This window comes from Ochrobactrum sp. PL_is501 (genome assembly GCF_055816895.1).
Genome location: NZ_JBVPGR010000036.1, coordinates 335,857 through 360,681 on the forward strand (window position 1 = coordinate 335,857; position 24,825 = coordinate 360,681).

General features: G+C 58.5%; 25 protein-coding genes and 3 tRNA genes. 19 read left to right on the forward strand and 9 right to left on the reverse strand.

All coding sequences use genetic code 11. The features are described from left to right. Nucleotides 1–330 precede the first annotated feature (330 nt). Together AC0TOF_RS14970 and AC0TOF_RS14975 are read left to right on the forward strand one after the other, a co-directional pair. A complete protein-coding gene (locus tag AC0TOF_RS14970) occupies nt 331–1,884 on the forward strand; it encodes a sensor histidine kinase (RefSeq protein WP_473768849.1) in 1,554 nt (517 codons plus the stop codon). A gap of 159 nt (nt 1,885–2,043) precedes the next feature. Next, nucleotides 2,044–2,120: transfer RNA gene (locus AC0TOF_RS14975), tRNA-Arg, on the forward strand. A gap of 66 nt (nt 2,121–2,186) precedes the next feature. Here AC0TOF_RS14975 and AC0TOF_RS14980 read toward each other — a convergent pair. Next, complete coding sequence (locus AC0TOF_RS14980) at nt 2,187–2,990, reverse strand: DUF2189 domain-containing protein (RefSeq protein ID WP_473768850.1); 804 nt, start codon at nt 2,988–2,990, stop codon at nt 2,187–2,189. A gap of 291 nt (nt 2,991–3,281) precedes the next feature. On the opposite strand from AC0TOF_RS14980, the gene AC0TOF_RS14985 reads away from it, so the two are divergent. After that, entirely contained in the window at nt 3,282–3,407 is a 126-nt protein-coding gene (locus AC0TOF_RS14985) for a hypothetical protein (protein ID WP_006465979.1), read from the forward strand. 183 nt (nt 3,408–3,590) lie between these two features. Here the strand turns inward: AC0TOF_RS14985 and AC0TOF_RS14990 are convergent. Beyond that, nucleotides 3,591–3,665 (reverse strand) — tRNA-Thr (locus AC0TOF_RS14990). A 147-nt stretch (nt 3,666–3,812) separates the two neighbouring features. Here AC0TOF_RS14990 and AC0TOF_RS14995 point away from each other — a divergent pair. The 12 genes from AC0TOF_RS14995 (at nt 3,813) to AC0TOF_RS15050 (ending at nt 11,567) form a co-directional block, all read left to right on the forward strand. Continuing rightward, nucleotides 3,813–3,992 (forward strand): hypothetical protein, encoded by a 180-nt coding sequence (locus AC0TOF_RS14995; protein ID WP_122000699.1) that lies wholly within the window; start codon nt 3,813–3,815, stop codon nt 3,990–3,992. Between the two features lie 215 nt (nt 3,993–4,207). Continuing rightward, nucleotides 4,208–5,500: a UDP-N-acetylglucosamine 1-carboxyvinyltransferase gene (gene murA / locus AC0TOF_RS15000; RefSeq protein ID WP_122000700.1), complete on the forward strand. Its 1,293-nt coding sequence runs from the start codon at nt 4,208–4,210 to the stop codon at nt 5,498–5,500. Nucleotides 5,501–5,688: 188 nt separating this feature from the next. Beyond that, nucleotides 5,689–6,129, forward strand: a complete 441-nt coding sequence (locus tag AC0TOF_RS15005; RefSeq protein ID WP_122000701.1) for a DUF2948 family protein — start codon at nt 5,689–5,691, stop codon at nt 6,127–6,129. A 73-nt stretch (nt 6,130–6,202) separates the two neighbouring features. Further along, on the forward strand, nt 6,203–7,495 hold the full coding sequence (hisD, locus tag AC0TOF_RS15010; RefSeq protein ID WP_473768851.1) for a histidinol dehydrogenase: 1,293 nt from the start codon (nt 6,203–6,205) through the stop codon (nt 7,493–7,495). Nucleotides 7,496–7,501: 6 nt separating this feature from the next. Continuing rightward, nucleotides 7,502–7,984, forward strand: coding sequence for a UPF0262 family protein (locus tag AC0TOF_RS15015; RefSeq protein ID WP_104754647.1), 483 nt, complete (start codon nt 7,502–7,504; stop codon nt 7,982–7,984). Nucleotides 7,985–7,990: 6 nt separating this feature from the next. Next, nucleotides 7,991–8,476, forward strand: a complete 486-nt coding sequence (locus AC0TOF_RS15020) for an arsenate-mycothiol transferase ArsC (protein WP_473768852.1) — start codon at nt 7,991–7,993, stop codon at nt 8,474–8,476. Nucleotides 8,477–8,590: 114 nt separating this feature from the next. Continuing rightward, nucleotides 8,591–8,809: a translation initiation factor IF-1 gene (gene infA / locus AC0TOF_RS15025; RefSeq protein ID WP_002965531.1), complete on the forward strand. Its 219-nt coding sequence runs from the start codon at nt 8,591–8,593 to the stop codon at nt 8,807–8,809. A gap of 28 nt (nt 8,810–8,837) precedes the next feature. Continuing rightward, a complete protein-coding gene (locus tag AC0TOF_RS15030) occupies nt 8,838–9,464 on the forward strand; it encodes a Maf-like protein (RefSeq protein ID WP_473768853.1) in 627 nt (208 codons plus the stop codon). Between the two features lie 9 nt (nt 9,465–9,473). Beyond that, complete coding sequence (yacG, locus tag AC0TOF_RS15035; RefSeq protein WP_473768854.1) at nt 9,474–9,683, forward strand: DNA gyrase inhibitor YacG; 210 nt, start codon at nt 9,474–9,476, stop codon at nt 9,681–9,683. A 171-nt stretch (nt 9,684–9,854) separates the two neighbouring features. Then, nucleotides 9,855–9,930 (forward strand) — tRNA-Phe (locus tag AC0TOF_RS15040). A 479-nt stretch (nt 9,931–10,409) separates the two neighbouring features. Beyond that, nucleotides 10,410–10,895 (forward strand): tetratricopeptide repeat protein, encoded by a 486-nt coding sequence (locus tag AC0TOF_RS15045; protein WP_473768855.1) that lies wholly within the window; start codon nt 10,410–10,412, stop codon nt 10,893–10,895. A gap of 231 nt (nt 10,896–11,126) precedes the next feature. Continuing rightward, on the forward strand, nt 11,127–11,567 hold the full coding sequence (locus AC0TOF_RS15050) for a DMT family transporter (protein WP_122000706.1): 441 nt from the start codon (nt 11,127–11,129) through the stop codon (nt 11,565–11,567). A 55-nt stretch (nt 11,568–11,622) separates the two neighbouring features. On the opposite strand, the gene AC0TOF_RS15055 is transcribed toward AC0TOF_RS15050, so the two are convergent. The 3 genes from AC0TOF_RS15055 to AC0TOF_RS15065 all read right to left on the reverse strand — a co-directional run bounded on the left by AC0TOF_RS15055 (nt 11,623) and on the right by AC0TOF_RS15065 (nt 14,728). Then, nucleotides 11,623–12,900, reverse strand: a complete 1,278-nt coding sequence (locus AC0TOF_RS15055; protein WP_473768856.1) for an L-fuconate dehydratase — start codon at nt 12,898–12,900, stop codon at nt 11,623–11,625. A gap of 69 nt (nt 12,901–12,969) precedes the next feature. Continuing rightward, entirely contained in the window at nt 12,970–13,815 is an 846-nt protein-coding gene (locus AC0TOF_RS15060) for a fumarylacetoacetate hydrolase family protein (RefSeq protein ID WP_473768857.1), read from the reverse strand. A gap of 178 nt (nt 13,816–13,993) precedes the next feature. Next, a complete protein-coding gene (locus AC0TOF_RS15065) occupies nt 13,994–14,728 on the reverse strand; it encodes an SDR family oxidoreductase (RefSeq protein WP_473768858.1) in 735 nt (244 codons plus the stop codon). Between the two features lie 312 nt (nt 14,729–15,040). Between AC0TOF_RS15065 and AC0TOF_RS15070 the strand changes: the two genes are divergently transcribed. Together AC0TOF_RS15070 and AC0TOF_RS15075 are read left to right on the forward strand one after the other, a co-directional pair. Next, nucleotides 15,041–15,844, forward strand: coding sequence for an IclR family transcriptional regulator (locus tag AC0TOF_RS15070; protein ID WP_473768859.1), 804 nt, complete (start codon nt 15,041–15,043; stop codon nt 15,842–15,844). Between the two features lie 70 nt (nt 15,845–15,914). Continuing rightward, entirely contained in the window at nt 15,915–16,775 is an 861-nt protein-coding gene (locus tag AC0TOF_RS15075; protein WP_473768860.1) for an amidohydrolase family protein, read from the forward strand. Nucleotides 16,776–16,962: 187 nt separating this feature from the next. Here AC0TOF_RS15075 and AC0TOF_RS15080 read toward each other — a convergent pair whose 3' ends face one another. The 4 genes from AC0TOF_RS15080 to AC0TOF_RS15095 form a co-directional block, all read right to left on the reverse strand. Beyond that, complete coding sequence (locus tag AC0TOF_RS15080) at nt 16,963–17,517, reverse strand: sarcosine oxidase subunit gamma (protein WP_122000738.1); 555 nt, start codon at nt 17,515–17,517, stop codon at nt 16,963–16,965. 10 nt (nt 17,518–17,527) lie between these two features. After that, nucleotides 17,528–20,533, reverse strand: coding sequence for a sarcosine oxidase subunit alpha (locus AC0TOF_RS15085; RefSeq protein WP_473768861.1), 3,006 nt, complete (start codon nt 20,531–20,533; stop codon nt 17,528–17,530). Next, complete coding sequence (locus AC0TOF_RS15090; RefSeq protein ID WP_025089722.1) at nt 20,533–20,838, reverse strand: sarcosine oxidase subunit delta; 306 nt, start codon at nt 20,836–20,838, stop codon at nt 20,533–20,535. Before AC0TOF_RS15090 ends, AC0TOF_RS15085 begins: the two co-directional genes overlap by 1 nt. Nucleotides 20,839–20,908: 70 nt before the next feature. Beyond that, nucleotides 20,909–22,162: a sarcosine oxidase subunit beta family protein gene (locus tag AC0TOF_RS15095; protein ID WP_006465958.1), complete on the reverse strand. Its 1,254-nt coding sequence runs from the start codon at nt 22,160–22,162 to the stop codon at nt 20,909–20,911. Nucleotides 22,163–22,491: 329 nt separating this feature from the next. Here AC0TOF_RS15095 and AC0TOF_RS15100 point away from each other — a divergent pair, with 329 nt between their 5' ends. Then, nucleotides 22,492–23,757 (forward strand): Glu/Leu/Phe/Val family dehydrogenase, encoded by a 1,266-nt coding sequence (locus tag AC0TOF_RS15100; protein ID WP_473768862.1) that lies wholly within the window; start codon nt 22,492–22,494, stop codon nt 23,755–23,757. Nucleotides 23,758–23,885: 128 nt separating this feature from the next. Next, entirely contained in the window at nt 23,886–24,815 is a 930-nt protein-coding gene (osmF, locus tag AC0TOF_RS15105) for a glycine betaine ABC transporter substrate-binding protein OsmF (protein ID WP_473768863.1), read from the forward strand. The last annotated feature ends 10 nt before the right edge of the window (nt 24,816–24,825 follow it).

Consider the following 24,825-nt stretch of genomic DNA (forward strand, 5'->3'; position numbering starts at 1 on the left):
CGACGGCAAACCGGTTTAGGGTCAGGACCTATTAATTTGATGAAAATGGTGTGCGGCCATCCGTTTGGATACGAGGAGAAAAGGCGAAGGAAATGTGGTTCATTTTCGAGACTTTTCGACGAGATAGCCGGGCGGATGGACCACATCCTCTGGACACCGAAATGACTGGCGATCTGCTGCGTTGAACCGCTCGGCCGGGGGAACCACCCCGTCCTTCGCGGCTCTCCTGGCAGTTCTTGTCATTTCAGGTGCCATTTCCATCAAATTAATAGGTCCTGACCCTGGGCACCGCGGCAGTTGGGCCGGTTCGCCTTGAATTGGAAGCAGGCTATGGCGGTTGTTGAAAAGACCACAGACACGGGCGCGCTTTCCCCTGAAGCGGCCTCCCAGACCGCGACCGCTGAACGGGTCTCTCCAACGCAATTCACACGGCTTCCCTGGCGCAACCGCCTTTCGAGCAAGCTGCTGCTCCTGACCGCGCTTGCAGTGCTGATCACGGAAGTTCTGATCTTCGTCCCCTCCGTGGCCAATATGCGCGTGCGCTGGATGAGTTCCAGGCTCGATACCGTGAGCGCCGTCAGCGAGGTCCTGGTCGCCGGGGGCGACATGGACGTGCCGCGCGACATTCAGGACAAGGTGCTTCTGGCCACCGGCACCAAGGCCATCGCCATGCGTGAAGCCGGTGCGTCGCGCCTGCTCGCCATGTCGGAGGTTCCCGACAAGATCGATCAGGTCATCGATCTGAACAATATCAGCGAAGCGGCGGCCATATGGGACGCATTCGGCACATTGTTCAATGGCGGGGACAGAACGCTGCGCATCTTCGGCTCGGTTTCACCGGCCGGCTCTTCGCAGCGCATCATTGAAATCGTGACCTCGGACGCGCCGCTGCGCCACGCCATGCTGGTCTATGCGCGCAACGTCACCTTCATATCGCTCATCATTTCGGTGATAGCGGCAAGCCTGATCTACCTGATCATCCACGAAATGCTGCTGCGGCCCGTGCGCATCATGCATCGCAACATGATCGACTTCGCGTCGTCCCCCGACAATCCGGCACTCATCCTCGTTCCGGAAAACCGCAAGGATGAATTCGGCATCGCCCAGCGCCAGATATCCCACATTCAAAGCGATCTCCAGCGCACGCTGAAGGAGCAGAAGCATCTGGCCGATCTCGGCCTTGCCGTCTCCAAGATCAACCACGACATGCGCAATATTCTGGCTTCGGCACAGCTGATGTCGGACAGGCTCGCCGACACCGAAGACCCGATGGTGCAGCGGTTCGCACCCAAACTCATTCGCACGCTCAGCCGCGCGATCAGCTATTCCGAAAGCGTGATGGCCTATGGCCGCTCGCAGGAAGCGCCGCCGCGCCCGCGCCGCGTCCTGCTGCACACAATTATCGCGGATGTGCAGGAAACCCTCAGCCCCAGTTCCGAAAGCAGCATCGAGTTCGAGAATCTCGTTCCGGAAGATTTTGAACTGAATGTCGATTCGGAGCAGCTATTCCGTGTCCTGAGCAATCTGTGCCGAAATTCCGTTCAGGCAATGGAGCGCGACCAGACGACCGATGTCGCGACGGTCAAGCGGCTCACGATATCTGCGGGGAAAATCGGGACTACGACGATCATCGGCGTCGAGGATACCGGTCCCGGCCTGCCGCAAAAGGCGCGCGACAATCTTTTCACGGCGTTCCGTGGCTCGACACGCAGCGACGGCACCGGCCTAGGGCTTGCCATCGCACAGGAACTGATCCGCGCGCATGGCGGCACAATCGAGCTTCGGGAAGACCGTCCCGTTGGCGCGCATTTCGAGATTCGCATCCCTGATTTGCCGATGCAACGCGAAGACCGCAACAACCTGCGCACCGAAGAGCGCGCGTAGACAATCTGCCGTTGCACCGGCTCTGGTGGAAAAGCCCGGAAACGTGGTGCCTGACAAGAAATCTTCACAGAACCACATTTTTTTCTAAGAAGACGCTTGCATTTAGCGATTTGTCCGATTATCAACCGCCCATCGCCGCAGCGAGCGGCACACAGGCAAGCACCCGTAGCTCAGCTGGATAGAGCACCAGACTACGAATCTGGGGGTCAGAGGTTCGAATCCTTTCGGGTGCGCCATTTCTTCTCCATAAGAATTTGAAATTGCTTGGCTATTTCCGACAAGGAAATTTGTCGTCCTCCATGTCACCCCAATGGAATTGCGACCGTCTTTCGATAGAGATGCCATGTCGCGTGTCCAAGGATGGGCAGGACCAACGCCAATCCGGCAAACATCGTGGCAAATCCCACCACCAGCATCGCGGTCACGATTGCCGCCCAAAGCAGCGCCTCCAGCGGATTGCGAGATACCACGCGCAATGACGTGGCGATTGCCGCCGCCGCACCGCAATCCCGATCAAGCAGCATCGGGAAGGTGACGATCGTCAGGCACAGGACAACGATTGCAAAAAGCAAGCCAATGCCGCAGCCGGCGAAAATCAGGCTACGCCCCTCTTCCGTCGATGACACCTGATTCATCAGCATCGAGAAGCTGTCGGGCGGCATGGGGCCGAAATAGTGAACATAGAGATTTTGAGCCACCAGCAGCCACGCAATGAAGATTGCGAAAAGGAAAGAGCCGACGGCCACGATGGACGGCAATGCCGGGGAGTGGCTGACGTCGAAAGCGCGCCTCCAACTGGCGTCCAGTTTCTCCTCGCGGCGCCTGCTCATTTCATAAAGCGGCAAGGCGGCAACTGGCCCGATCAGGGCAAATCCGGACATCAGGGGAAACAGAAGCGGCAGAGCGTTTGCGTTCGTGCTCCAATAGGTGATGAACAATCCGGCCAGCGGATATATCAGACAAAGAAAAACATAATGCGATGGCTTCGCCCAAAAATCGTCGAATCCCAAACGCAGGGCGTCGAATACATCCGCCATCTGGATGCGTTTGACTTCCGGGTAAAAGGTTGTTTGGTCCCGACCTGCAATCACATGAAACTGTGCCATGACGTTCCTCCTGCGGGTTAGGCAGTCCTGACGGCAGGGCGGCGGTTAGGACAGGCCTGCACGCAATTTCCGGCTTTGAGAAGCCTGACGATGAGACCGGCAGTATACATCGAAAAGACCGGCTGCGAAAGGAAAACGGCCCGGCAGGATCGAGCCCGCTTGAACGAATACCAAATGCGCACGACCCGGCGCTTTCCAAACGTCAACGAGATCAACCAAATATGATCTGTTCATCGAACCGCGATGTGCTACTGCCACTCACGGAAAATAGCAGCTCAGGAATGTAGTTAAATGGAATGGATCCCTATTGGCTTGATGGCATTCAAGGTTATCGTGTTGGGCGTGGCCATGTTCTTTGCCATCAAGTTTCATTATGATGAGGGCAAGAAGAAGAAAAACAAGGAAGGCGGGACGTAAGAGCCTGCAAAAGCCAGAAGATCACCGTTCGATTTGATCGAACGGCTGGAGCAGATCAGCCCTTGAGAACGGAATAAAGGACAGGCAGCGCCAGATTTGTGCCGCCAACGCAGGCCAGCGCGCATCTGTTCTTCATCCCTCGACAGAGTGAAACCAAATTTGCCTTGAATGTCCGGGGAATAATGGTGCTGCGAGAGAGGATTGAACTCTCGACCTCTCCCTTACCAAGGGAGTGCTCTACCACTGAGCTACCGCAGCAATCTCTTGAGTGCGGCGGACTTCTGCCACATCATTACGCAAATCGCAAGCAAGCAATTGCATTTCTTTGCACATAATGTGGAAATCTGTCGGAGACGCATTTGAAAGCCGCTTTTCCGGCCCTTTTTCCCGTAATAGAAGACCGTCATGAGCGAAAATACGACCAACAAAGAGAAACAAATCCAATCAGACCAGCGCAAAAAGCGCCGCGCTGAGGAGTTGCGCGCGAATCTGATGCGCCGCAAGGCGCAATCGCGCTCGCGCCGCGCAGGCGAAGCCGACGAGCGAAACGACGGCATTACCGCCGCCAGCGACAAGACCGATTGAGAATCACGGCAACAAAGCCTTCCTTGAAGATAGGGAGGCTCTGCGGTAAAAGCTTACTTCCGTTCTTCGCAGCGATATCGTCCTATTGTGATTCGTATTTGACGTAATTTGGCCGCAAGACTCGTAATTTCATGACGCAACGCCACCGCGCCGCAAGGGCTGCCGGGTTTGGTGAAATTTATCGGGCAAGGCATCGGCCCAGAAGGTGACACAGCATGGATCGCATCAAAATCGTCGGCGGCAACAAGCTCAACGGCATCATTCCGATCTCCGGCGCCAAAAACGCCGCCCTGCCGTTGATGATCGCCTCGCTTCTGACCGACGATACGCTGACGCTCGAAAACGTGCCGCATCTGGCCGATGTCGAGCAGTTGATCCGCATCCTCAGCAATCACGGCGTCGATTATTCTGTGAACGGGCGTCGCGAGCACCAGAACGGCGCCTATTCGCGCACCATTCATTTCACCGCCCGCAACATCGTCGACACGACGGCTCCTTATGAACTCGTTTCGAAGATGCGCGCGAGCTTCTGGGTGATCGGCCCGCTTCTGGCGCGCACCGGCGAGGCAACCGTGTCGCTGCCGGGCGGCTGCGCCATCGGCACCCGTCCCGTCGACCTGCTGCTGGAATCCCTCCAGGCGCTGGGCGCGGAAATCGACATTGAAAACGGCTATGCCAAGGCGCGCGCGCCGAAGGGCGGCCTTGTCGGCGCACGCTACAGCTTTCCGAAAGTCTCGGTCGGCGCAACCCATGTCATGCTGATGGCGGCGGCTCTCGCCAAGGGTGAGACCATCATCGAAAATGCGGCCCGCGAGCCGGAAGTCGTCAATCTCGCCGACTGCCTCAATGCGATGGGCGCAAAGATCACCGGCGCGGGCACCAGCACCATCCATGTGGAAGGCGTGACCAGCCTTTCGGGCGCACGCGTTCGCGTCATTCCCGACCGTATCGAAACCGGCACCTATGCGATGGCGGTCGCGATGACCGGCGGCGACGTGCTTCTGGAAGGCGCGCAGGAAAGCCTGCTGTCATCGGCGCTGGACACGCTGCGTCTGGCCGGTGCCGAGATCACCGAAACCAATAGCGGTCTTCGCGTGGTGCGCAACGGCCATGGCATCCAGCCTGTCGATGTCACCACCGACCCCTTCCCCGGCTTCCCGACCGACTTGCAGGCGCAGTTCATGGGCCTGATGACCAAGGCGAAGGGAACGTCGCGCATCACGGAAACCATTTTTGAAAACCGCTTCATGCATGTGCAGGAGCTGGCGCGTCTTGGCGCAAAAATTTCCCTGTCCGGCCAGACCGCAACCGTTGAAGGCGTTGAGCGCCTGAAGGGTGCACAGGTGATGGCGACGGATCTGCGCGCATCGGTTTCCCTGGTGATCGCGGGCCTCGCCGCCGAGGGCGAAACCATGGTCAATCGCGTTTATCATCTGGATCGCGGCTTCGAGCGACTGGAAGAGAAGCTGTCGCGCTGCGGCGCGATGGTGGAACGCATCAGCGGTTGATGTGATCAGCCGGAGTGACATTCGTTGCTCCGGCTTTTTCCTGGCTGACGTTATTTGAACAGCGACGGGTTTGAAAAGCCTGTCGATTTTTTTGTTTTGACATGCCAAGTTGGTAACCGCCGGGCGAGTGATTGATTTTCTTCCCGCCGGAGCAGTTATTGACCGACAACGGAAAGCGGTGCTGGAGTATGGATATGTTGAAGCTTGTGGCGCTGGATGAGGAGGACTTGCAGGTCCTTTCCGCTCATCTTCAGGACGCGGTTTTGAAAGTATCCGACCTTCAATATCTCGCCAACGAAAAGCGTTTCATCCTGACGGCAAACCGTTTTGTCTGGGAAGAAAGCAAGCCGAGATTCCTGCGCAAGCCGCAATATCAGCGCCGACGCACCGCCCTGCATTTCAACCGTGTGATTGCGGCGAAGGCGACCGGCATCGACCGCCAGAAGCCCGAAGACGTGCTTTCCCTGATGGCCATTCAGTTCACCGCCGGTGAAACGCCCGCAGGTACAATAGAACTGACTTTTTCGGCAAATGCGGCTATCCGTCTTGAAGTGGAATGTATTGAGGCGCAAATGACGGACCTTGGCGCGGCATGGGAAACGGAATCGCTTCCCCGCCATAACGTCTGAGAGCAGGTTCTGCACAACCGTCATTCGTCAGCCGGGCACGAGGTCCGGCAAGCATATTTGAAGGAACAGAAGCGTGGTCAAGACGCTCAGACAAACCGATCCCGATTTCGAGAATAATTTCGCGACGTTTCTGGCAGGCAAGCGCGAGGCATCGGAAGATGTCGATCGCGCGGCGCGGGAAATTGTCGACCGTGTGCGCCGGGAAGGTGACAGCGCGCTGATCGATTATTCCCGCCGCTTCGACCGGATCGATCTCGAAAAAACCGGCATCGCGGTCACCGAGGCTGAAATCGACGCAGCCTTCAAAACCGCGCCCGCATCCACAATTGAAGCGCTGAAGCTCGCGCATGAGCGCATCGAAAAGCACCATGCGCGGCAATTGCCGAAGGATGACCGTTATACCGATGCGCTGGGTGTCGAGCTCGGCTCGCGCTGGACGGCTATCGAGGCCGTGGGGCTTTACGTTCCGGGCGGCACGGCAAGCTATCCAAGTTCCGTGCTGATGAATGCCGTTCCCGCCAAGGTGGCGGGCGTGGAACGCATCGTCATGGTGGTTCCGGCACCCGATGGCATTCTCAATCCGCTGGTTCTGGTGGCAGCGCGGCTGGCCGGTGTTTCCGAGATTTACCGTGTCGGCGGCGCGCAGGCTGTCGCGGCGCTTGCCTATGGCACCGAAACAATCAAGCCTGTCGCCAAGATCGTCGGCCCCGGCAATGCCTATGTTGCTGCCGCCAAGCGCATCGTCTTCGGCACGGTCGGCATCGACATGATCGCAGGCCCGTCCGAGGTTCTGGTCATTGCCGACAAGGACAACAATCCCGACTGGATCGCCGCTGACCTGCTCGCCCAGGCAGAACACGATACCGCCGCGCAGTCGATCCTCATGACCAATGATGAAGCGCTGGCGATAGCGGTGGAGGAGGCCGTCGAACGCCAGCTCCGCACGCTGCCGCGCGCGCAAACCGCAGCCGCAAGCTGGCGCGATTTCGGGGCCGTCATTCTGGTCGAGGATTTCGAGGCAGCCATTCCGCTTGCCAATCGCATTGCCGCCGAGCATCTGGAAATCGCCACCGCCGATCCGGAAGCCTTGCTGCCGAAAATCCGCAATGCAGGATCGATCTTCATCGGCGGCTATACGCCGGAAGTGATCGGCGATTATGTCGGCGGCTGCAACCACGTTCTGCCGACGGCGCGCTCGGCGCGTTTCTCATCGGGCCTGTCCGTCCTCGATTACATGAAGCGCACGTCGCTTCTCAAACTCGGCCCCGATCAACTGCGCGTGCTTGGGCCCGCGGCAATCGAAATTGCCCGCGCCGAAGGCCTTGATGCCCATGCGCAGTCTGTCGCCATCCGGCTGAACCTATGAGGTGACATGACCGCCGGTGTTCCAAATGCCCGCCTTGTTGACGTCGAGCTCGATGAATCCATCGGGCGCTCGACGCCTGACGTCGAGCATGAACGCGCGGTGGCCATTTTTGACCTTATCGAGGAAAACTCCTTCCACCCGATCGGAGACGATACGGGCGGGCCTTATCGCCTGAAGCTTTCGCTGATGGAATCACGGCTGATTTTCGCCATCGCACGGGAAACCGGCGAGGATGTCGCAACCCATATTCTCTCGCTCACACCGCTGCGCCGCGTGGTGCGCGATTATTTCATGATTTGCGAAAGCTACTATCAGGCCATCCGCTCGGCCACGCCAAGCAAGATCGAGGCAATCGACATGGGGCGGCGCGGCCTGCACAATGAAGGATCGCAAACCCTGCAAGCGCGGTTAAAGGGCAAGATCGAGGTTGATTTCAACACCGCCCGACGGCTTTTCACACTTGTCTGCGTTTTGCACTGGAGGGGCTGATCATCGATGATCGTCGCCGATGGACCTCCCGAAACGCTTAGCGAAACTGACAAGGAAGATCATAAACGACGCCTGCCCACGTCGCTGCTTTTCGTCTGCGGCAAGAATGCAATTCGTTCGCCAATCGCGGAATTACTTGCAAGAAAAGCCTTGCCACCCAATATCTATGTGGCGTCGGCGGGCGTGAAGCGGGGCGAGCGCGATCCGTTTGTCGATGCCGTGCTTCAGGAAGAGGGTCTCTCGCTCGACAACCGGCAACCGCGTGGCCTCGAAGAACTGGCGGATGGCTATTTCGACCTGATCGTAACGCTGACGCCGCTTGCCCATCACACCGTTCTGGAACGCATGCGCGGCTTCTCGGTTGACGTGGAATATTGGCCGACGCCGGACCCGACTTTGGTAACCGGCAGCAGAAGCCAGATCATGGCGGCCTATCGCGATGTGCGTGACCGCCTGAAGCGCCAGATCATGCACCGTTTTGGCGAGCAATAAGTTCGCCGAATTCCGTTGTTCACAAATGCCGCCTAATCATATAGGTTCCGCGCAAATTCAGACCTAAAGACCGCTCGAGAGCGGCATTTTACCGAAGAAAGAAACAGGTATCGCATGGCGAAAGAAGAAGTCCTCGAATTTCCGGGTGTTGTTACGGAACTGCTGCCCAATGCTATGTTCCGCGTGAAGCTCGAAAACGAACATGAAATCATCGCCCACACCGCTGGCCGCATGCGCAAGAATCGCATCCGCGTTCTGGCCGGTGACAAGGTTCTGGTTGAAATGACCCCTTACGACCTGACCAAGGGCCGCATCACCTACCGCTTCAAGTAAGCAATCCGTTCCAGGAAATGTCTATTCGATGAGCGCGCAACACAAGCTGGTTCTTGCCTCCGGTTCTCCACGCAGGATCGAGCTTCTGGGGCAGGCAGGCATCGAACCGGACCATATCCATCCGGCCGATATTGACGAAACGCCGCAGCGTGGCGAACATCCGCGCTCGCTGGCGAAGCGTCTGTCGCGGGAAAAGGCGCGCAAGGCGCAGGAACAGTTGAAGGACGACGCGAATTTCGCCAGCGCCTTCATTCTCGCCGCCGACACGGTTGTGGCGGTTGGCCGGCGCATTCTGCCCAAGACCGAGATCGCAGACGAAGCGCGGGAATGCCTGCGCCTGCTTTCGGGACGCACGCACAAGGTCTTCACAGGGGTGAGCCTCGTCCTGCCGAACGGCAATCTGCGCCAGACGCTGGTTGAAACGCGGCTTCGCTTCGAACGCCTTTCCCGCCAGCAGATGGATGCCTATCTCTCGTCGGGCGAATGGCGCGGCAAGGCGGGCGGCTATGCCATCCAGGGACTGGCCGGCAGTTTTGTCGTGAAGCTGGTTGGCTCCTATACGAATGTGGTGGGGTTGCCGCTGCAGGAGACCACGAGCCTGCTGAGCGATATCGATTATCCGGTTTACGCCAACTGGAACAGCGGAAAAGTCTGAAGAACAGCCATGGACGACAAGAAGGACATATCAGCCGGTGGACGCGTGACGCCATTGCGTCCGACGCGTCCCTGCCCGGAATGCGGAAAACCTTCAACGCGCGAATCCTATCCCTTCTGTTCGCCCCGGTGCAAAAGCATTGACCTCAATCGCTGGCTGTCCGGCAGCTATGTGCTGCCCGGAAAGCCGATCGATGAAGAGGAAGAAGACGGGAACTAAGCCTCTTCCAAACCATTTTCCTGCAATAAAATCAGCTATTTATCGAAACTGTGAGAAAAGCTGATAAAAATTGCGATACGGTGCTGGACAGCGCGAAATTTAATGCTATAACCCACCCACTTCCGGCGGGAACCAACACCGCCCTGAACGAGCAAATCGCTTGTTACGGATGCCCGGATAGCTCAGTTGGTAGAGCAGCGGATTGAAAATCCGCGTGTCGGTGGTTCGAATCCGCCTCCGGGCACCATTTTGATTTACTTAGGTAATCTGGCAAAAATCCTCCTTAAAAATCGGGCCTTGAAATTGCGCCGTGGTAGCACACTGGTAGCATCGCTAGTTTTCTGGATTTTGCGATAGCGAGCTTTTGCAGCGAAAAGCAGAGGGGTAAACCGCTCTGGCGTTCTGGCTCATGCCGTCCAGCACAAAGCCGAGGCGGACGCATAGGAATATTGCCGAATAATCCGCCCCATGAAAATGCAAGCCGATAATGGGAGGTTCTGTGCACGCCTTTATAAGGTAGAATTTCTACCTCGCTTTGAGCCAGGATTTTGCTTGCGCCCACAACGGGCAAGACCGGATGAATGGACAATTGCAACTTCGCAAGCCCATGCGTTCGCGACACAGAACGGATAATGCCGATCCGCCTTAAACAGCACGCTAAAAACCGCGCTGCGGAAGGGGACGAAAAACTCATACCTACACCGTTGAAACCAAGTGACGTGCACGATGATTTTGTCTGTTGCAAACGCTGTAGAAGAATCTTTGAAAGGGCACCATAGAAAGGCCCTGCGGTTCTTCGAGCTACTTCTCCGAGAAGATAGAGCGATTTCACCTCATGACATTTTGGAGGCCGCGTATGCTTATGACAGGGCGGGTAAAGAGAAAAACGCCGTGCCGCTTTATCTGGCTGCACTTCAAGGCGATCTGACCGAAGCGCAACGCATCAATGTCTATTTCTGTCTCGCTTCATCCTATAGGACTATTGGCAGGATCAACGCCGCGCGAAACCTTTTGTTAAAAGCAATTCGGGAATTTCCGCAGGAACCTATTTTAAAGATGCTTCTCTCAATCGTCGACTACGATGGCGGCAACCCTAGGCTTGCATTTTCACGGTTGCTCTCTGTCTGCCGTGAACATGCGCGCAGCGAAAGCATAGTTCCCTATCGATATTTCTTTAAGCGCGAAGAACGTAAGGCACTCCGGCGCCCGTAGCCACCTGCCTGCATTCGGGAAGTTTACCCCGAACTGCTGCAAAATTGGCAAGATAAATCACAGAATATCTCATGGAATCCGCACTGGATCACTGTGCGGCCTGAGGCTTGGTAAAACTGTTTCTAATATGCCCGAGCAATACGGACGCGCTCCAATATTGACCTGACGATATTCCTCTGCGAGGACTAGGGTCCAATCGGTTCTTCCCAAAATTCCATATAAGGAACTCCCATGCTGTGGACGTTGTTCGGCATCCTTTCCGGTGCCTGTATCGCCATTCAGGCCCCCATCAATGCAGCCTTGGCTCGCGGTCTGGGCTCACCGGTAACGGCTGCCGCGATTTCATTTCTGGCGGGTGCCGTCATACTTGCCGTTATCGCGGGCATTACCGCGCGCGCGACAGGCACCCTGCCCGCCTTCAACGTTCCGGCAGGCTGGCTGTTCGTCGTGGGCGGCGCGCTTGGCTGCATTTACGTGACGACGTCTATCCTGCTGACCCCGCGCATCGGTGCCGCCGCCGTGATGGGTCTCGCAGTCGCCGGACAGTTGATGGCCGGGCTTGCTGCCGACCGCATCGGCTTCATGGGCGTTGCCGTGCGCGAAATCACCGCCGGGCGCATTGCCGGTGCCGTCCTGCTTCTGACCGGCGCGCTGATGATCCGCTTTCTATAAGCGAAAAAAGCCGCGCTGTTCGGCGCGGCTTTTCTGCATTCAAGAATGAGGGCGTTCAGCCCTTGAACGTGTATTCCGCAATCGATTGCGGCTTCATTTCAATCGAGAAGCCCGGCAAGGACGGCGGCATATAGGCCGCATCCCTGATCACGCACGGGTCGATGAAATGCTCGTGCAGATGATCGACATATTCGATCACGCGGCCTTCCTTGGTGCCGGAAACAGCCACATAATCGATCATCGACAGATGCTGCACATATTCGCACAGGCCCACGCCGCCTGCATGCGGCCAGACCGGCTTGCCGAACTTGGCGGCAATCAGCAGCACCGCCAGAACTTCGTTCAGGCCACCCATGCGGCACGAATCGATCTGCACGATGTCGATGGCGCCTTCCGCGATGAACTGCTTGAACATGATGCGGTTCTGGCACATTTCGCCGGTGGCAACCTTCACATCGCCAATCGCCTCGCGAATCTTGCGGTGGCCAGCAACATCATCCGGGCTGGTCGGCTCTTCGATGAAGAACGGCTTGGAGAAGGCCAGCTTGTTGACCCATTCGATGGCCTGGTCGACTTCCCACACCTGATTGGCGTCGATCATCAGGTAACGGTCCGGGCCGATCACTTCGCGCGCGATGGTCAGGCGGCGAATATCGTCTTCGAGATCGCGGCCAACCTTCATCTTGACGTGGTTGAAGCCCTCGTCAATGGCTTCCTGGCACAGACGGCGCAGCTTGTCGTCGTCATAGCCAAGCCAGCCGGCCGAAGTGGTGTAGCAGGCATAGCCTTCCGCCTCCAGCGTAGCGATGCGCTCAGCCTTGCCAGCTTCCGCCTTGCGCAAGATCGCGACGGCTTCATCACGCGTCAGCGCATCGGTGAGGTAGCGGTAGTCGACGATGTCGGCGATTTCTTCCGGCGACATGTCGGAGACCAGCCGCCATACCGGCTTGCCCGCCTGCTTTGCCAGCAGATCCCAGAAGGCATTGACGACCGCGCCGGTGGCCAGATGCATCGCGCCCTTGTCCGGGCCGATCCAGCGAAGCTGGCTGTCGCCGGTCAGATAACGCCAGAACTTGCCGGGGGCCGCGCGGAAATCTTCCAGCGAGGAGCCGACCACCAGATGCCGCATGGCAAGGATCGCCTGACAGCAAATATCGTTGCCGCGGCCGATGGTGAAGGTTAGGCCGTGGCCCTTCAGCGACGCATCATCCGTGTCGAGGATGACATAGGCCGCGGAGTAATCCGGGTCCGGGTTCATCGCGTCGGAACCGTCCAGACTTTGCGAAGTCGGAAAACGCAGATCGAAGACGCGCAGGTCAGTAATTTTCGTCATGATTTATTCCGTTATCCGAGCATGATCCCCAAAAGGGAAAACCGGTTTTGGGGGTCATGCTCAAGCAAATTAAACGTCGGCGCGCACGTTCTGCTTCTGGTTGCCGAGACCTTCAATGCCGAGTTCCACGACATCGCCAGCCTTGAGGTAACGCGGCGGCTTCATACCCATGCCGACGCCGGGAGGCGTGCCGGTGGAGATGATGTCGCCCGGCTGCAGGGACATGAACTGCGACAGGTAGGAAACCAGATGACGCACGCCGTAGACCATGGTCTTGGTCGAGCCGTCCTGCATGGTTTCGCCGTTGACGGTGAGCCACATCTTGAGATCCTGCGGGTCGGCAACCTCGTCCTTGGTGACGAGCCACGGGCCGGTCGGGCCAAACGTGTCGCAGGATTTGCCCTTGGTCCACTGACCGGCGCGCTCGATCTGGAAAGCGCGTTCGGAAACATCGTGCAGCGTGCAATAGCCAGCGACATAATCAAGCGCGTCTTCTTCCGAGACGTATTTCGCGGTCTTGCCGATGACAATGCCAAGCTCGACTTCCCAGTCGGTCTTTTCCGAGCCGCGCGGGATCAGGAGATCGTCATTGGGGCCGACGATGGCCGAGGTGGCCTTCATGAAAATGACCGGCTCAGGCGGTACGGCCATGCCCGATTCGGCGGCATGGTCGGCATAGTTGAGGCCGATGCAGATGAACTTGCCGGTGCCTGCGACGCAAGGGCCAAGGCGCGGATTGCCTTCCACCTTCGGCAGCGAATTAACGTCAATCGCGCCGAGCTTCGCCAGCGCATCCGGGGCAAGAGCCGCGCCGGAGAGGTCGCTTACATGCGCGGAGAGATCGCGGATCGAACCGTCAGCAGCCAGAAGGCCCGGCTTTTCCTGACCGGCTTCACCGTAACGAAGAAATTTCATGAGTTTGCTCCTTTAGGGGATGAAAGAGAGGGCGTTTAGGGTGGTTGAGATTCTGGCTATGACGTGCCGAAAATGGTGTTTTTTGAGAACCGGAGCGGAGTGTACTTAAAGGTACATGAGCACCGGAAGCGAAGAAAAATGCCATTTGCAGGCCGTCAGCGCCTGAATATCGACTGCCCTAAATCGTCCAGCCGCCATCGATGTTATAGGCCTGGCCGGTGGTATAAGTTGCACCGGCGAGATAAACGGCGAGATCGGCAATTTCTTCCGGCTGGCCGATGCGGCCAATCGGCTGACGGGCGATGAAGGCGGCGCGCTGCTCTTCATAATCGCCTTGCGCGCGCAAGCGGTCCTGCAAGGACGGGCTTTCGACCGTGCCGGGGCAGATGGCGTTGCAGCGGATGCCCTTGGCAACGTAATCAGCCGCGACGGCCTTGGTGAGACCGATGACGGCGGCCTTGGTGACGCCATAGGCAAAGCGGTTCGGCACGCCCTTCACGCTCGACGCGACAGAAGCCATGTTGACGATGGCGCCCTCTTCACGTTCCAGCATGCCGGGCAGCACGGCGCGGATGGTGCGGATCATCGAACGGATGTTGAGATTGACGGCGAAATCGAGGTCCTCATCCTTCATTTCGAGGATCGAGCCGCCATGGACGACGCCAGCGCAGTTGAACAGAATGTCCACCTGCCCGATTTCGGCGACAAGCGCCTTCACTTCCGCGTCGTCAAGCACGTTGAGCTTGCGGGTGATGATGCCGTTGACGCCTTCGATTTCCTTGAGGGCATCGGTGTTGATGTCGGTCGCGTAGACCTTCGCGCCCGCCTCCGCAAAGGCCAGTGCGCTTGCACGGCCGATCCCTTGCGCAGCGGCTGTCACCAGCGCGGTTTTTCCATCAAAACGTATCGTCATTTTCAAGCCTTCCGTTCGACAAGCAGGATGTGGTCATCCTGCTGATTAAGCGTATTTCCGATATGAATCGCAGACGATCATAACCGTGGGAAAAAGCAACCGGGTTGATTGCAAGGATCGTGGGCGCCCTGAAACGCGCCCCTGAAACGCGACTTGAAACTCGCCTTGCACCTTCTTCCTCCCGGCGGGCGGCTCCCGATCCGCCCCCAATTGTAAATTGTTTATTTATATGCAAACATATTATGCAAATCTGGTCAAGGCTCTCTCTGCCTGTTTGCACCTTTCGAATCCACGGCTCTTCGTATATGAAGAATGATATTCACAAGGGGAGTTCACTTGGAAACAGAGGATCGCTATCGCGCCCCGGCGCTCGACAAGGGGCTGGATATTCTGGAGCTGCTTGCAAGCGTGGATGGCGGGCTGACGCAGGCGGAAATCGCCAAGCATCTCGACCGCAGCCCCAATGAATTCTACCGGATGCTCGACCGGCTGGTGAAGCGCGGATACGTGACCAAGCTGGAGGGCGACCGCTATTCGCTGACCCTCAAGCTGTTCGGTCTGGCGCATCTGCATGCGCCGGTGCGCAGGCTCGCTTCCTTTGCCACGCCCTTCATGCGTGAGCTCGCAGACCGCTCGAAACAGGCCAACCAGCTTGCCGTGTTCGACCGCGGGTCTGTCGTGGTCATCGCACAGCAGGAAGCTCCGGATTACTGGGGTATTTCGATCCGCGTCGGCTCGCATATCAGCCTATTCGATACCGGTTCGGGCCATGTGCTTCTCGCCTTCCGTTCGCCGGAAGAACGCCGGATGATGCTTGCCGAATATGCCAAGGACGGTGAAAGCGTGAAGCTCGACGACAGTTTCTATGAGCGCCTCGACCAGATTCGCGAGCGCGGTTATGAAATGATGCCGAGCGCGCAGGTGGCAGGCGTCTATAACCTTTCCGCGCCGATTCTCGGCCCGGACGGCACCTGCATAGCCTCGCTGACCTGCCCCTATGTGACGCTCGTCAACTCGGCTTCCGCCCCCGACATCACGCAGACCATCGGCCTGCTGCAAAAGACGGTCAAAGACCTGTCAAAACTGGTCGGCTCCGATATCGGAGCCATGGAGTAACGGCCTATCGGTAATTCTTATTTGAAAACTCTCTTCTTTTTTGAAACTATGCGGAAGGAGGACGTTTTTCATGATTATCGATACCCATCTGCATCTGATCGACAAAAGCGCGTTGAATTATCCATGGCTGGACGGCGTTCCGGCGCTCAACCGCGACTTTCTGTTCGAGACCTATCGGACGCAGGCAGAGCGCTGCGGCATCGGGGCGGCGCTGCATATGGAAGTGGATGTGGCAGCCGACGCCATTCAGGCTGAAACGGACCATATTCAGGAGATTTCCAGACGCTCGGGCGGCTTCATCAAGGGCGCAATCGCCTCCTGCCGCCCGGAAGAACCGGGCTTCGCGGCCTATCTGGAACAGAGCCGCAGCAATCCCTTCGTCAAGGGCTTTCGCCGTGTGCTGCACGTGGTGCCGGACGATGTTTCCGAGGGCGCTCTTTTCCGCGAGAATATCAAGCGGCTGGAAGGCACCGGCCTGACCTTCGATCTCTGCACACTGCCGCATCAGATCGACAAGGTGCTGGCGCTCGCCGACCTCGCGCCCGGCGTGCAATTCGTGCTCGATCACTGCGGCGTTCCGGACATCAAATCAGGCGCGCTGGAAAGCTGGCAGAAGGGCATTGCCACGATTTCGCAACGCGACAATGTGGTCGCCAAGATTTCCGGCGTGGTGGCCTATGCCGACCCGGAAACCTGGACCGTCGATACGGTGCGGCCTTATGTCGAGCATGTCATCCAGTCGTTCGGCTGGGACCGTGTTGTCTGGGGAAGCGACTGGCCCGTCTGCACATTGTCAATTCCGGGGGCAACCAATGCCGCTGCCGGGCTTTCCACATGGGTCGCCACGACTCACGCGCTTCTTGAGGGATGCAGCAATGACGAAAAGGCGCGCCTTTTGTCCGGGAATGCAACGCGTCTTTGGAAGCTTTAGGGTTCAGACTCAATTGATCCTGAGCCGGTGCGAAGCACCGTGTCGAAGGATAGAGGCGGATGCCCGGCGCATTTTCCCTCAGCCCTTCGAGACGCCGTTTTCAACGGCTCCTCAGGATGAGGGAAGGCGAAGTCGCATCAGGCCTCATAACGCAAAAACGCCGCCCGGCGGGGCGGCATTTTTTCGATCAAATTGCGAGTTCGACCTCGTTGCTGGCCAGTTCCAGCAAGGTCCAGACATGATCGGCGAATGAGTTCCACACTTCGATACGGTAATGATCCGCGTCCCATTTCAGCAGGATGATCTGGGCATGATCGAAGATGGTGCGGGCCGCGCCCGGCGCTTGCATTTCAGCCAGATTGAGCGGCGATGCGGCATTGAGCAACCATTCGGCCTTGGGGCCCGCAATGTCGATGCCCGTCTCGCGATGGCTCACTTCCGTCAGGCTGTGCGGCTCAGTTTCATAGAGCTTGGCGAAAGCCGCAACAATGGCCGTCCCCTTGCTTTCATCCGCCCAGATATACCATTCGTCCGGTCCGATACAGGCAACGGCGATATCGCCGGTGCGGACAAGATCGCCGATCCTGGCGGGGATTTTTGCACCCAGCGCCTTTTCAGCCAGCGGCAGTTTTGCCGGGGCAATGCGCAGGATGAAGCGAGCCGCGTCATCGGCCGCGTGGATTTCCAGACGGCCGGGAATGACGACCTTGCGGTTCGAATAAGGTTTGGTTTCAACGAGCATGGTTCGATCCTTATCCGTTGCCATTCAACTTCTTGCCTTCGGGATCATAGAAGACCATGCCCGACACGGTGGCCTCATGCACGCTGCCATCCGGCATCGGCATATAAAGCGTTTCCCCCATGCGATCCTTGCCGCCCGACACCAGCGCCAAGGCGATGGAGCGGCCAAGCGTTTCGCTCCAATAGGACGAGGTGACATGACCGAGCATGGTCATGGGCAGCGGCTGTTTCGGATCGGCGACGATCTGCGCGCCTTCTTCCAGCACCAGCTTCGGGTTTCTGGTCATCAGACCCACCAGATGCTTGCGGTCCGTTTTCAGCATGTCGGGGCGCGACAGCGAGCGCTTGCCGACGAAATCCGGCTTCTGCTTGCCGATGGCCCAGCCAAGGCTTGCATCATCCGGCGTCACGGTGCCATCCGTGTCCTGACCGACAATGATATAGCCTTTTTCGGCGCGCAGAACGTGCATGGTTTCGGTGCCGTAAGGCGTGATGTCATATTGCTGGCCGGCCTCATAAAGCGCCTTCCACAACGACAGGCCGTAACGGGCAGGCACGTTGATTTCATAGCCCAGCTCGCCCGTGAAACTCATGCGGAACAGACGCGCAGGCACGCCCAAAAATGTGCATTCGGCGACCGACATATGCGGGAAGGCTTCGTCCGAAATGTCCAAGCCCTCCACCATCGGCTCGATGAGCTTGCGCGCATTCGGGCCGTTGATCGCCACCACCGCCCACTGCTCGGTGGTGGAGGTGAGCGAGACTTTCAGCTCCGGCCATTCGGTCTGGAGATAGTCTTCCATCATGTTGAGAACGCGAGCGGCACCGCCGGTCGTTGTCGTCACATGGAAGCGATCCTGCGTCAGACGCCCGACAACACCGTCATCGCGGATGAAGCCGTCCTCGCCGAGCAGCAGGCCATAGCGGCAGCGCCCAACGCCAAGCTTCGTCCATGGATTGGTGTACATGCGGTTCATGAATTCCGCCGCATCCGGGCCAACCACCTCGATCTTGCCAAGGGTGGAAGCGTCGAACATGCCGAGCGACTGGCGGGTCGCCTTGCATTCGCGCGCCACGGCCTGATGCATGTCTTCACCGGCTTTCGGGAAGTACCAGGCGCGCCGCCACAGCGAGACAGGCTCGAAAGCAGCGCCATGCTGTTCGGCCCAGGCGTCGATTGGCGTCTTGCGCGTCACATCGAACAGTTTTCCGCGATTATAGCCGCAGAACGCGCCGAAGGTCGTCGGCGTATAAGGCGGGCGGAAGGTGGTGAGGCCAACCTGCGGCGTCGGGCGCTTGAGCGCATCGGCGGCAACGGCCAGGCCGTTGATGTTCGAGGTCTTGCCCTGATCAGTCGCCATGCCGTTTGTGGTATAGCGCTTGACGTGCTCGATGGAGTGGAAGCCCTCGCGCACGGCCAGACGAATATCCTTGGCGGTCACATCGTTCTGGAAATCGATGAAAGCCTTGGCCTTGCCCGGATCGCGATCCGTCGGTAGTTCGCGGCAGCTTATGCCATCGCAGATGAAATCTCCGGCAACCGCATAATCGGCGGCCTTAGCCTTGTGGCCCGCATCGCGGGCAGCGGCGGCACCCGCCTCGGCGCCTTCGCGAAGCGCGGAAGCAAGGTCGAAATTGCCATTGCCCGCACCGGCACAGCGGCTTTCCTCGGTGCGTTCGCCCGGCAGATAAATCTGGCGGGTCTCATCCCAAACCAGCGAACCCTTGGTATGCGAGAACAGGTGCACGCTCGGATTCCAGCCGCCGGACATCAGCAGTACATCGCAGGCAATCGTGCGCGCGGCACCAACCTTGCCATTCGAAACCGGATTGGCGCGCACGGATGAAACGCGATGGCGTCCGCCTGTGTCCGTCACAGTCCAGCCGGTGAGTGTCTCGATGCCGAGCATTTTTGCGCGGTTGACGAGGCTGTCGGCAACGCTGGAACGCACATCGATGATGGCCGGAACCTTGACGCCTGCGACTGCGAGATCGAAAGCGGCAAGCCATGCGCTGTCATGCGAGGTGACGACGACGGCCTGATTGCCGACCTTGACGCCATAGCGGTTGAGATAGGTGCGCGCGGCGGAGGCCAGCATCACGCCCGGACGGTCATTGCCTGCAAAGACCAGCGGCTTTTCGATAGCGCCCTGAGCCAGCACCACCTGCTTGGCGCGCACGCGCCACATGCGTTCACGCGGCGCATTGGAGGCAGGTTTGGCCTGATGGTCGGTCAGGCGCTCGCAAAGGCCGACCATGTTCTGATGGTAATAGCCGATGGCCGTGGTGCGCGGCAAAAGCGTGACATTCGGATTGGCCTTGAGCGCGGCAATGGTTTCGCTGAGCCAGTCCCAGCTTGCACGGCCATTGATGACCGGCTCCGGCTCGGACAGAAGCGAGCCGCCCATTTCCGCCTGCTCGTCGCAGATGATCACTTTCGCACCGCTTTTCGCGGCCTCAAGTGCTGCGGCAAGACCGGCAGGCCCGCCACCGGCAACCAGCACGTCGCAATAGGCATAGCGGCTGGCATAAGTGTCCGGATCTGGCTCGGAGGGCGATTTGCCAAGACCGGCGGCGCCACGGATGAAAGGCTCATAAACCTTGTTCCAGAAGCTCTTCGGCCACATGAAGGTCTTGTAGTAAAAGCCCGCCGAGAAGAACATGTAGAAGGCGTCGTTGATCGCGCCGACATCGTGCTTCAGCGACGGCCAGTGGTTCTGGGTTTCGGCTTTCAGGCCGTCATAGAGTTCCAGCACGGTAGCGCGGGTGTTCGGCTCGAAACGGCCCGGCCCGCGTGAAACGCCCATCAGCGCATTCGGCTCTTCGGAACCGGCGGAAAGAATGCCGCGCGGGCGGTGATATTTGAACGAACGACCGGCCAGATGCTCGCCATGGCTGAGCATTGCGGAAGCCAGCGTGTCGCCTTCAAAGCCGGAATAGGCCTTGCCGTTGAAGGTGAAGCGAACGGGCTTGGCCTTGTTGACGCGGCCTTTGTTATGGATGCGCATATCGGTCATTATTTCGTCTCCGCAGCCGGAGTTTCTGCCAAAGCAGGACGGGGTTCACCGGCCTTGTAGGTCATCGCGAACTTGTCGCTCACCGTGTCGCGCACCGCATTGAAGAAGCGGCCGCAGCCATTGATATGCCGCCAGCGCTCAAAATGGGTGCCGCGTGGATTGGAGCGCGTGAACAGGAAATCGCGCCATTCATCATCGGAAAGCGTCGACGGGTCGGCAGGGCGCGCAATATGCGCTTCGCCCGCATAGGCAAACTCCAGTTCCGGGCGTTCCATCTCGCAATAAGGGCAACGGATAAGAAGCATGTGTGTTTCTCTTATTTTTTCAACGCATTTCCGAACGGAAAACCGGTTTCCACTTTTCCTGGAAATGCTTTTAATGCGCGACAGCAGCAGCAGCCGCTTCATCGATCAGGCGACCAGTGGTGAAGCGTTCAAGCGTGAATGGCGCATTGATCCAGTGCGGCTCATCGCGGGCAATCGTATGGGCGAAGACATGCGCCGAACCCGGCGTCGCCTTGAAGCCGCCCGTGCCCCAGCCGCAATTGACATAAAGGCCCGGCACAGGGGTCTTGCCGATGATCGGCGAACGATCCGGCGTGACGTCGACGATGCCGCCCCATTTGCGCAGCATGCGCATGCGGGTGAAAATCGGGAACACTTCGCAGATGGCGGCAAGCGTATGCTCGATCAGAGGCAGGCCGCCGCGCTGGCTGTAGGACACATATTGGTCGGTGCCCGAACCGATCACCAGCTCGCCCTTGTCGGACTGGCTGATATAGGCGTGCACCGTGTTGGACATGACCACGCAAGGGAAGATCGGCTTGACCGGCTCGGACACCAGCGCCTGCAGCGGGAAGCTTTCAAGCGGCATGCGAACGCCTGCCGTGTCCATGACAATCGACGTGCTGCCAGCAGCCGATACCGCCACCTTCTTCGCCTTGATGAAACCGCGTGGCGTATCGACGCCGGTGACGCGGCCCGACGCGTCGCGGCGGATGGCCGTGACCGGGCAGTTCTGGATGATGTCGACGCCGCGCTCGGTCGCGCCGCGCGCATAGCCCCAGGCAACCGCATCGTGGCGGGCCACGCCGCCGCGACGCTGCAAGGTGGCGCCCACCACCGGGTAGCGGGCATTGGGCGAAATATCGAGCGGCGGGCAATATTCCTTCGCCTGCTCCTTCGTCAGCCATTCATTGTCGATGCCGTTGAGGCGATTGGCGTGGATGTGCCGCTTGAAGCTCTGCACGTCATGCACCGTATGCGCCAGCATCATGACGCCGCGTTGCGAGAACATGACGTTGTAGTTCAGGTCCTGGCTCAGCCCCTCCCACAGCTTCATCGCATGTTCGTAGAGATGCGCGCTCTCGTCATAGAGATAGTTGGAGCGGATGATGGTCGTGTTGCGGCCCGTATTGCCGCCGCCGAGCCAGCCCTTTTCGATGACCGCGACATTGGTGATGCCGTGCTCCTTGGCCAGATAATAGGCGGCACCCAGGCCATGCCCGCCAGCGCCGACGATGATGACGTCATATTCGGCCTTGGGTTCGGCATTCGGCCATTGCGGCTTCCAGTTCTTGTTGCCGGAAAGCGCATTCTTGATAATCGAAGCTGCAGAAAAACGGGACATGGACAACCACCAGTTTCGCGGGCCGCAAGCGCCCTTCCGGCACAAGCGAAGCCTTTGATGATATTTCTATTGTTTCCGTTTCAAGCCCGACAGCAGGCTTGCGTCAAAAGACGCCACAAATACGACATGGCCACCATTTCGCGACATGCTGTCCGATGCGGACGGGCCTGTCCTCGCCTGCAACCGGACGGCAAAGCAGTTTCAAAAATGCCCCCTGTAAAATAGGACAACATTATTGTCCTTTTTCCTTTTCTTTTGTTGCGCAAAGGTCTACGCATTCTTTCGTAAAATCGCGTCCAAAATAAAAGAAACGCAAGAAAGGTGATTCCGTGACTAAGGAGAATCTACTCGAAAGCGCCCTCGTTCGTCTGGACGAGGCGGCAAGCCACATCAACATCGATGCGGATGTCATCGAGAAGCTGAAATATGCACGTGAGACCATGAAAGTGCGACTGATGATTCGCATGGACGATGGGTCGCGCAAATCCTTTCTTGCATGGCGCTGCCGTTATGACGACACGCGCGGACCGACCAAGGGCGGCATTCGCTACCATCCCGAATCGACGGCGGAGGAAGTCGAGACGCTGGCCTTCTGGATGACCTTCAAATGCGCCGTGATGAACCTGCCTTATGGCGGCGGCAAGGGCGCCATCCAGGTCGACCCGCGCCAGCTTTCCAAGGCTGAACTGGAGCGCCTTTCGCGCGCCTATATCCAGGCTTTCTCCGGCATTATCGGCCCGGACCGCGACATTCCGGCACCGGACGTCTACACCAATTCCATGATCATGGGCTGGATGGCGGATGAATATTCGCAGATCGTCGGCCAGTCGTCGCCCGCCGTCATCACCGGCAAGCCGCTGGCGCTCGGCGGTTCGCTCGGTCGCAACGATGCGACGGCGCGCGGCGGCTTCTATCTCGTGCGTCATCTGTCGCAGGATCTGGGCCTTGCTGCGCAGCTTCGCGTCACGGTTCAGGGTTTCGGCAATGCCGGTCAGTTCATCGCCAGGCTGATGGCAAGCGATGGTCACAAGATCGTTGCCGTGTCGGATTCGGCAGGCGCGGTTTACTGCGCCGACGGTCTTGATCTCGACGCGCTTCTGGAAGCGAAGGCACAGAACAAGTCGGTCGTCTCGACCGCTGGCACCAACGGCCATGAAGCGATCACCGCCGATGAGCTGCTTGCCGCCGAATGCGATGTTCTGGTGCCGAGCGCCATGGAAAACATGATCCATGAGGACAATGCCGCATCCATCAAGGCGAAGCTGATTGTCGAGCTTGCAAACGGTCCCGTTACGCCGGAAGCCGACAAGATACTGGAAGAAAAGGGCATCGTCGTTCTGCCGGATATTCTGGCCAATGCCGGCGGCGTGACGGTTTCCTATTTCGAATGGGTGCAGAACCGTCAGGGTTATTACTGGACGCTGGAAGAAATCCATGAGCGACTGAAAACCATCATGGAACGCGAAGGCCGCGCCATCTGGAACCATGCCAAGCAGCATAATGTGACGGTCCGTTCGGCGGCCTATGTCCATGCGCTGCAGCGCCTTGCACAGGCCATTGAAGCACATGGCACGCAGAGCGATTTCACGGCCTGATCCGGCCCTTTGACATCACCCCTCCTGCCAGCCTGCTGTCAGGAGGGGTGGCGAACGGCGGTTTCCTTTTTCCGCCTGCGCTATAGTTTACCGTCACAAGGCACAACCAGCGTGACGGGATGAAAAGCATGTCATACAGGAACTTGTTCAAGGGAAGTGCCGTCGCACTTGCCCTTCTTGCGGGCGCAATCCAGTTTTCCGGCACTGCCCAGGCGCAGGTGGTCGTTTCTTCCAAGATCGACACCGAGGGCGGCGTCCTTGGCAATATCATTCTGGCCGTTCTCAATGCAAATGGCATCCAGACCACGGACCGCATCCAGCTTGGCGCGACGCCAGTGGTGCGCAAGGCGATCACCGCCGGCGAGATCGACATCTATCCCGAATATACCGGCAATGCGGCCTTCTTCTTCAACAAGGCCGACGACCCGCTGTGGAAAGATGCCGCCAAGGCGTTCGAAACGGCAAAACAGCTTGATTACGATGCCAACAAGATCGTGTGGCTCGCCCCCTCTCCCGCCAACAACACATGGGGCATCGCGGTGCGCAAGGACGTGGCCGACGAAAGCAAGCTCGCAAGCCTCAGCGATTTCGGCAAATATGTTGCAGGCGGCGGCAAGGTGGTTCTGGCGGCTTCGTCCGAGTTCGTGAATTCTGCCGCTGCCCTGCCCGCCTTCCAGACCGCCTATGGCTTCACCCTGAAACCCGACCAGCTCATCACGCTTTCAGGCGGCGATACGGCGGCGACCATTGCCGCCGCCGCCAACCAGACCAATGGCGCCAATGCGGCCATGGTCTACGGCACCGATGGCGGCATCGCGCCCTCCGGGCTTGTCGTGCTTGAAGACGACAAGCATGTGCAGCCGGTCTACCAGCCCGCCCCGATCATCCGTGAAGAGGTTCTGAAGAAGAACCCGAAAATCGAGGAATTGCTGAAGCCGGTTTTCGCCAAGCTCGACCTCACCACCTTGCAGGACCTCAATGGCCGCGTGCAGCTCGGCGGTGAACCGGCAAAGGCGGTCGCCGAGGATTTTCTTAAAGCCAACGGCTTTCTGAAATAGGTTTTTGCCG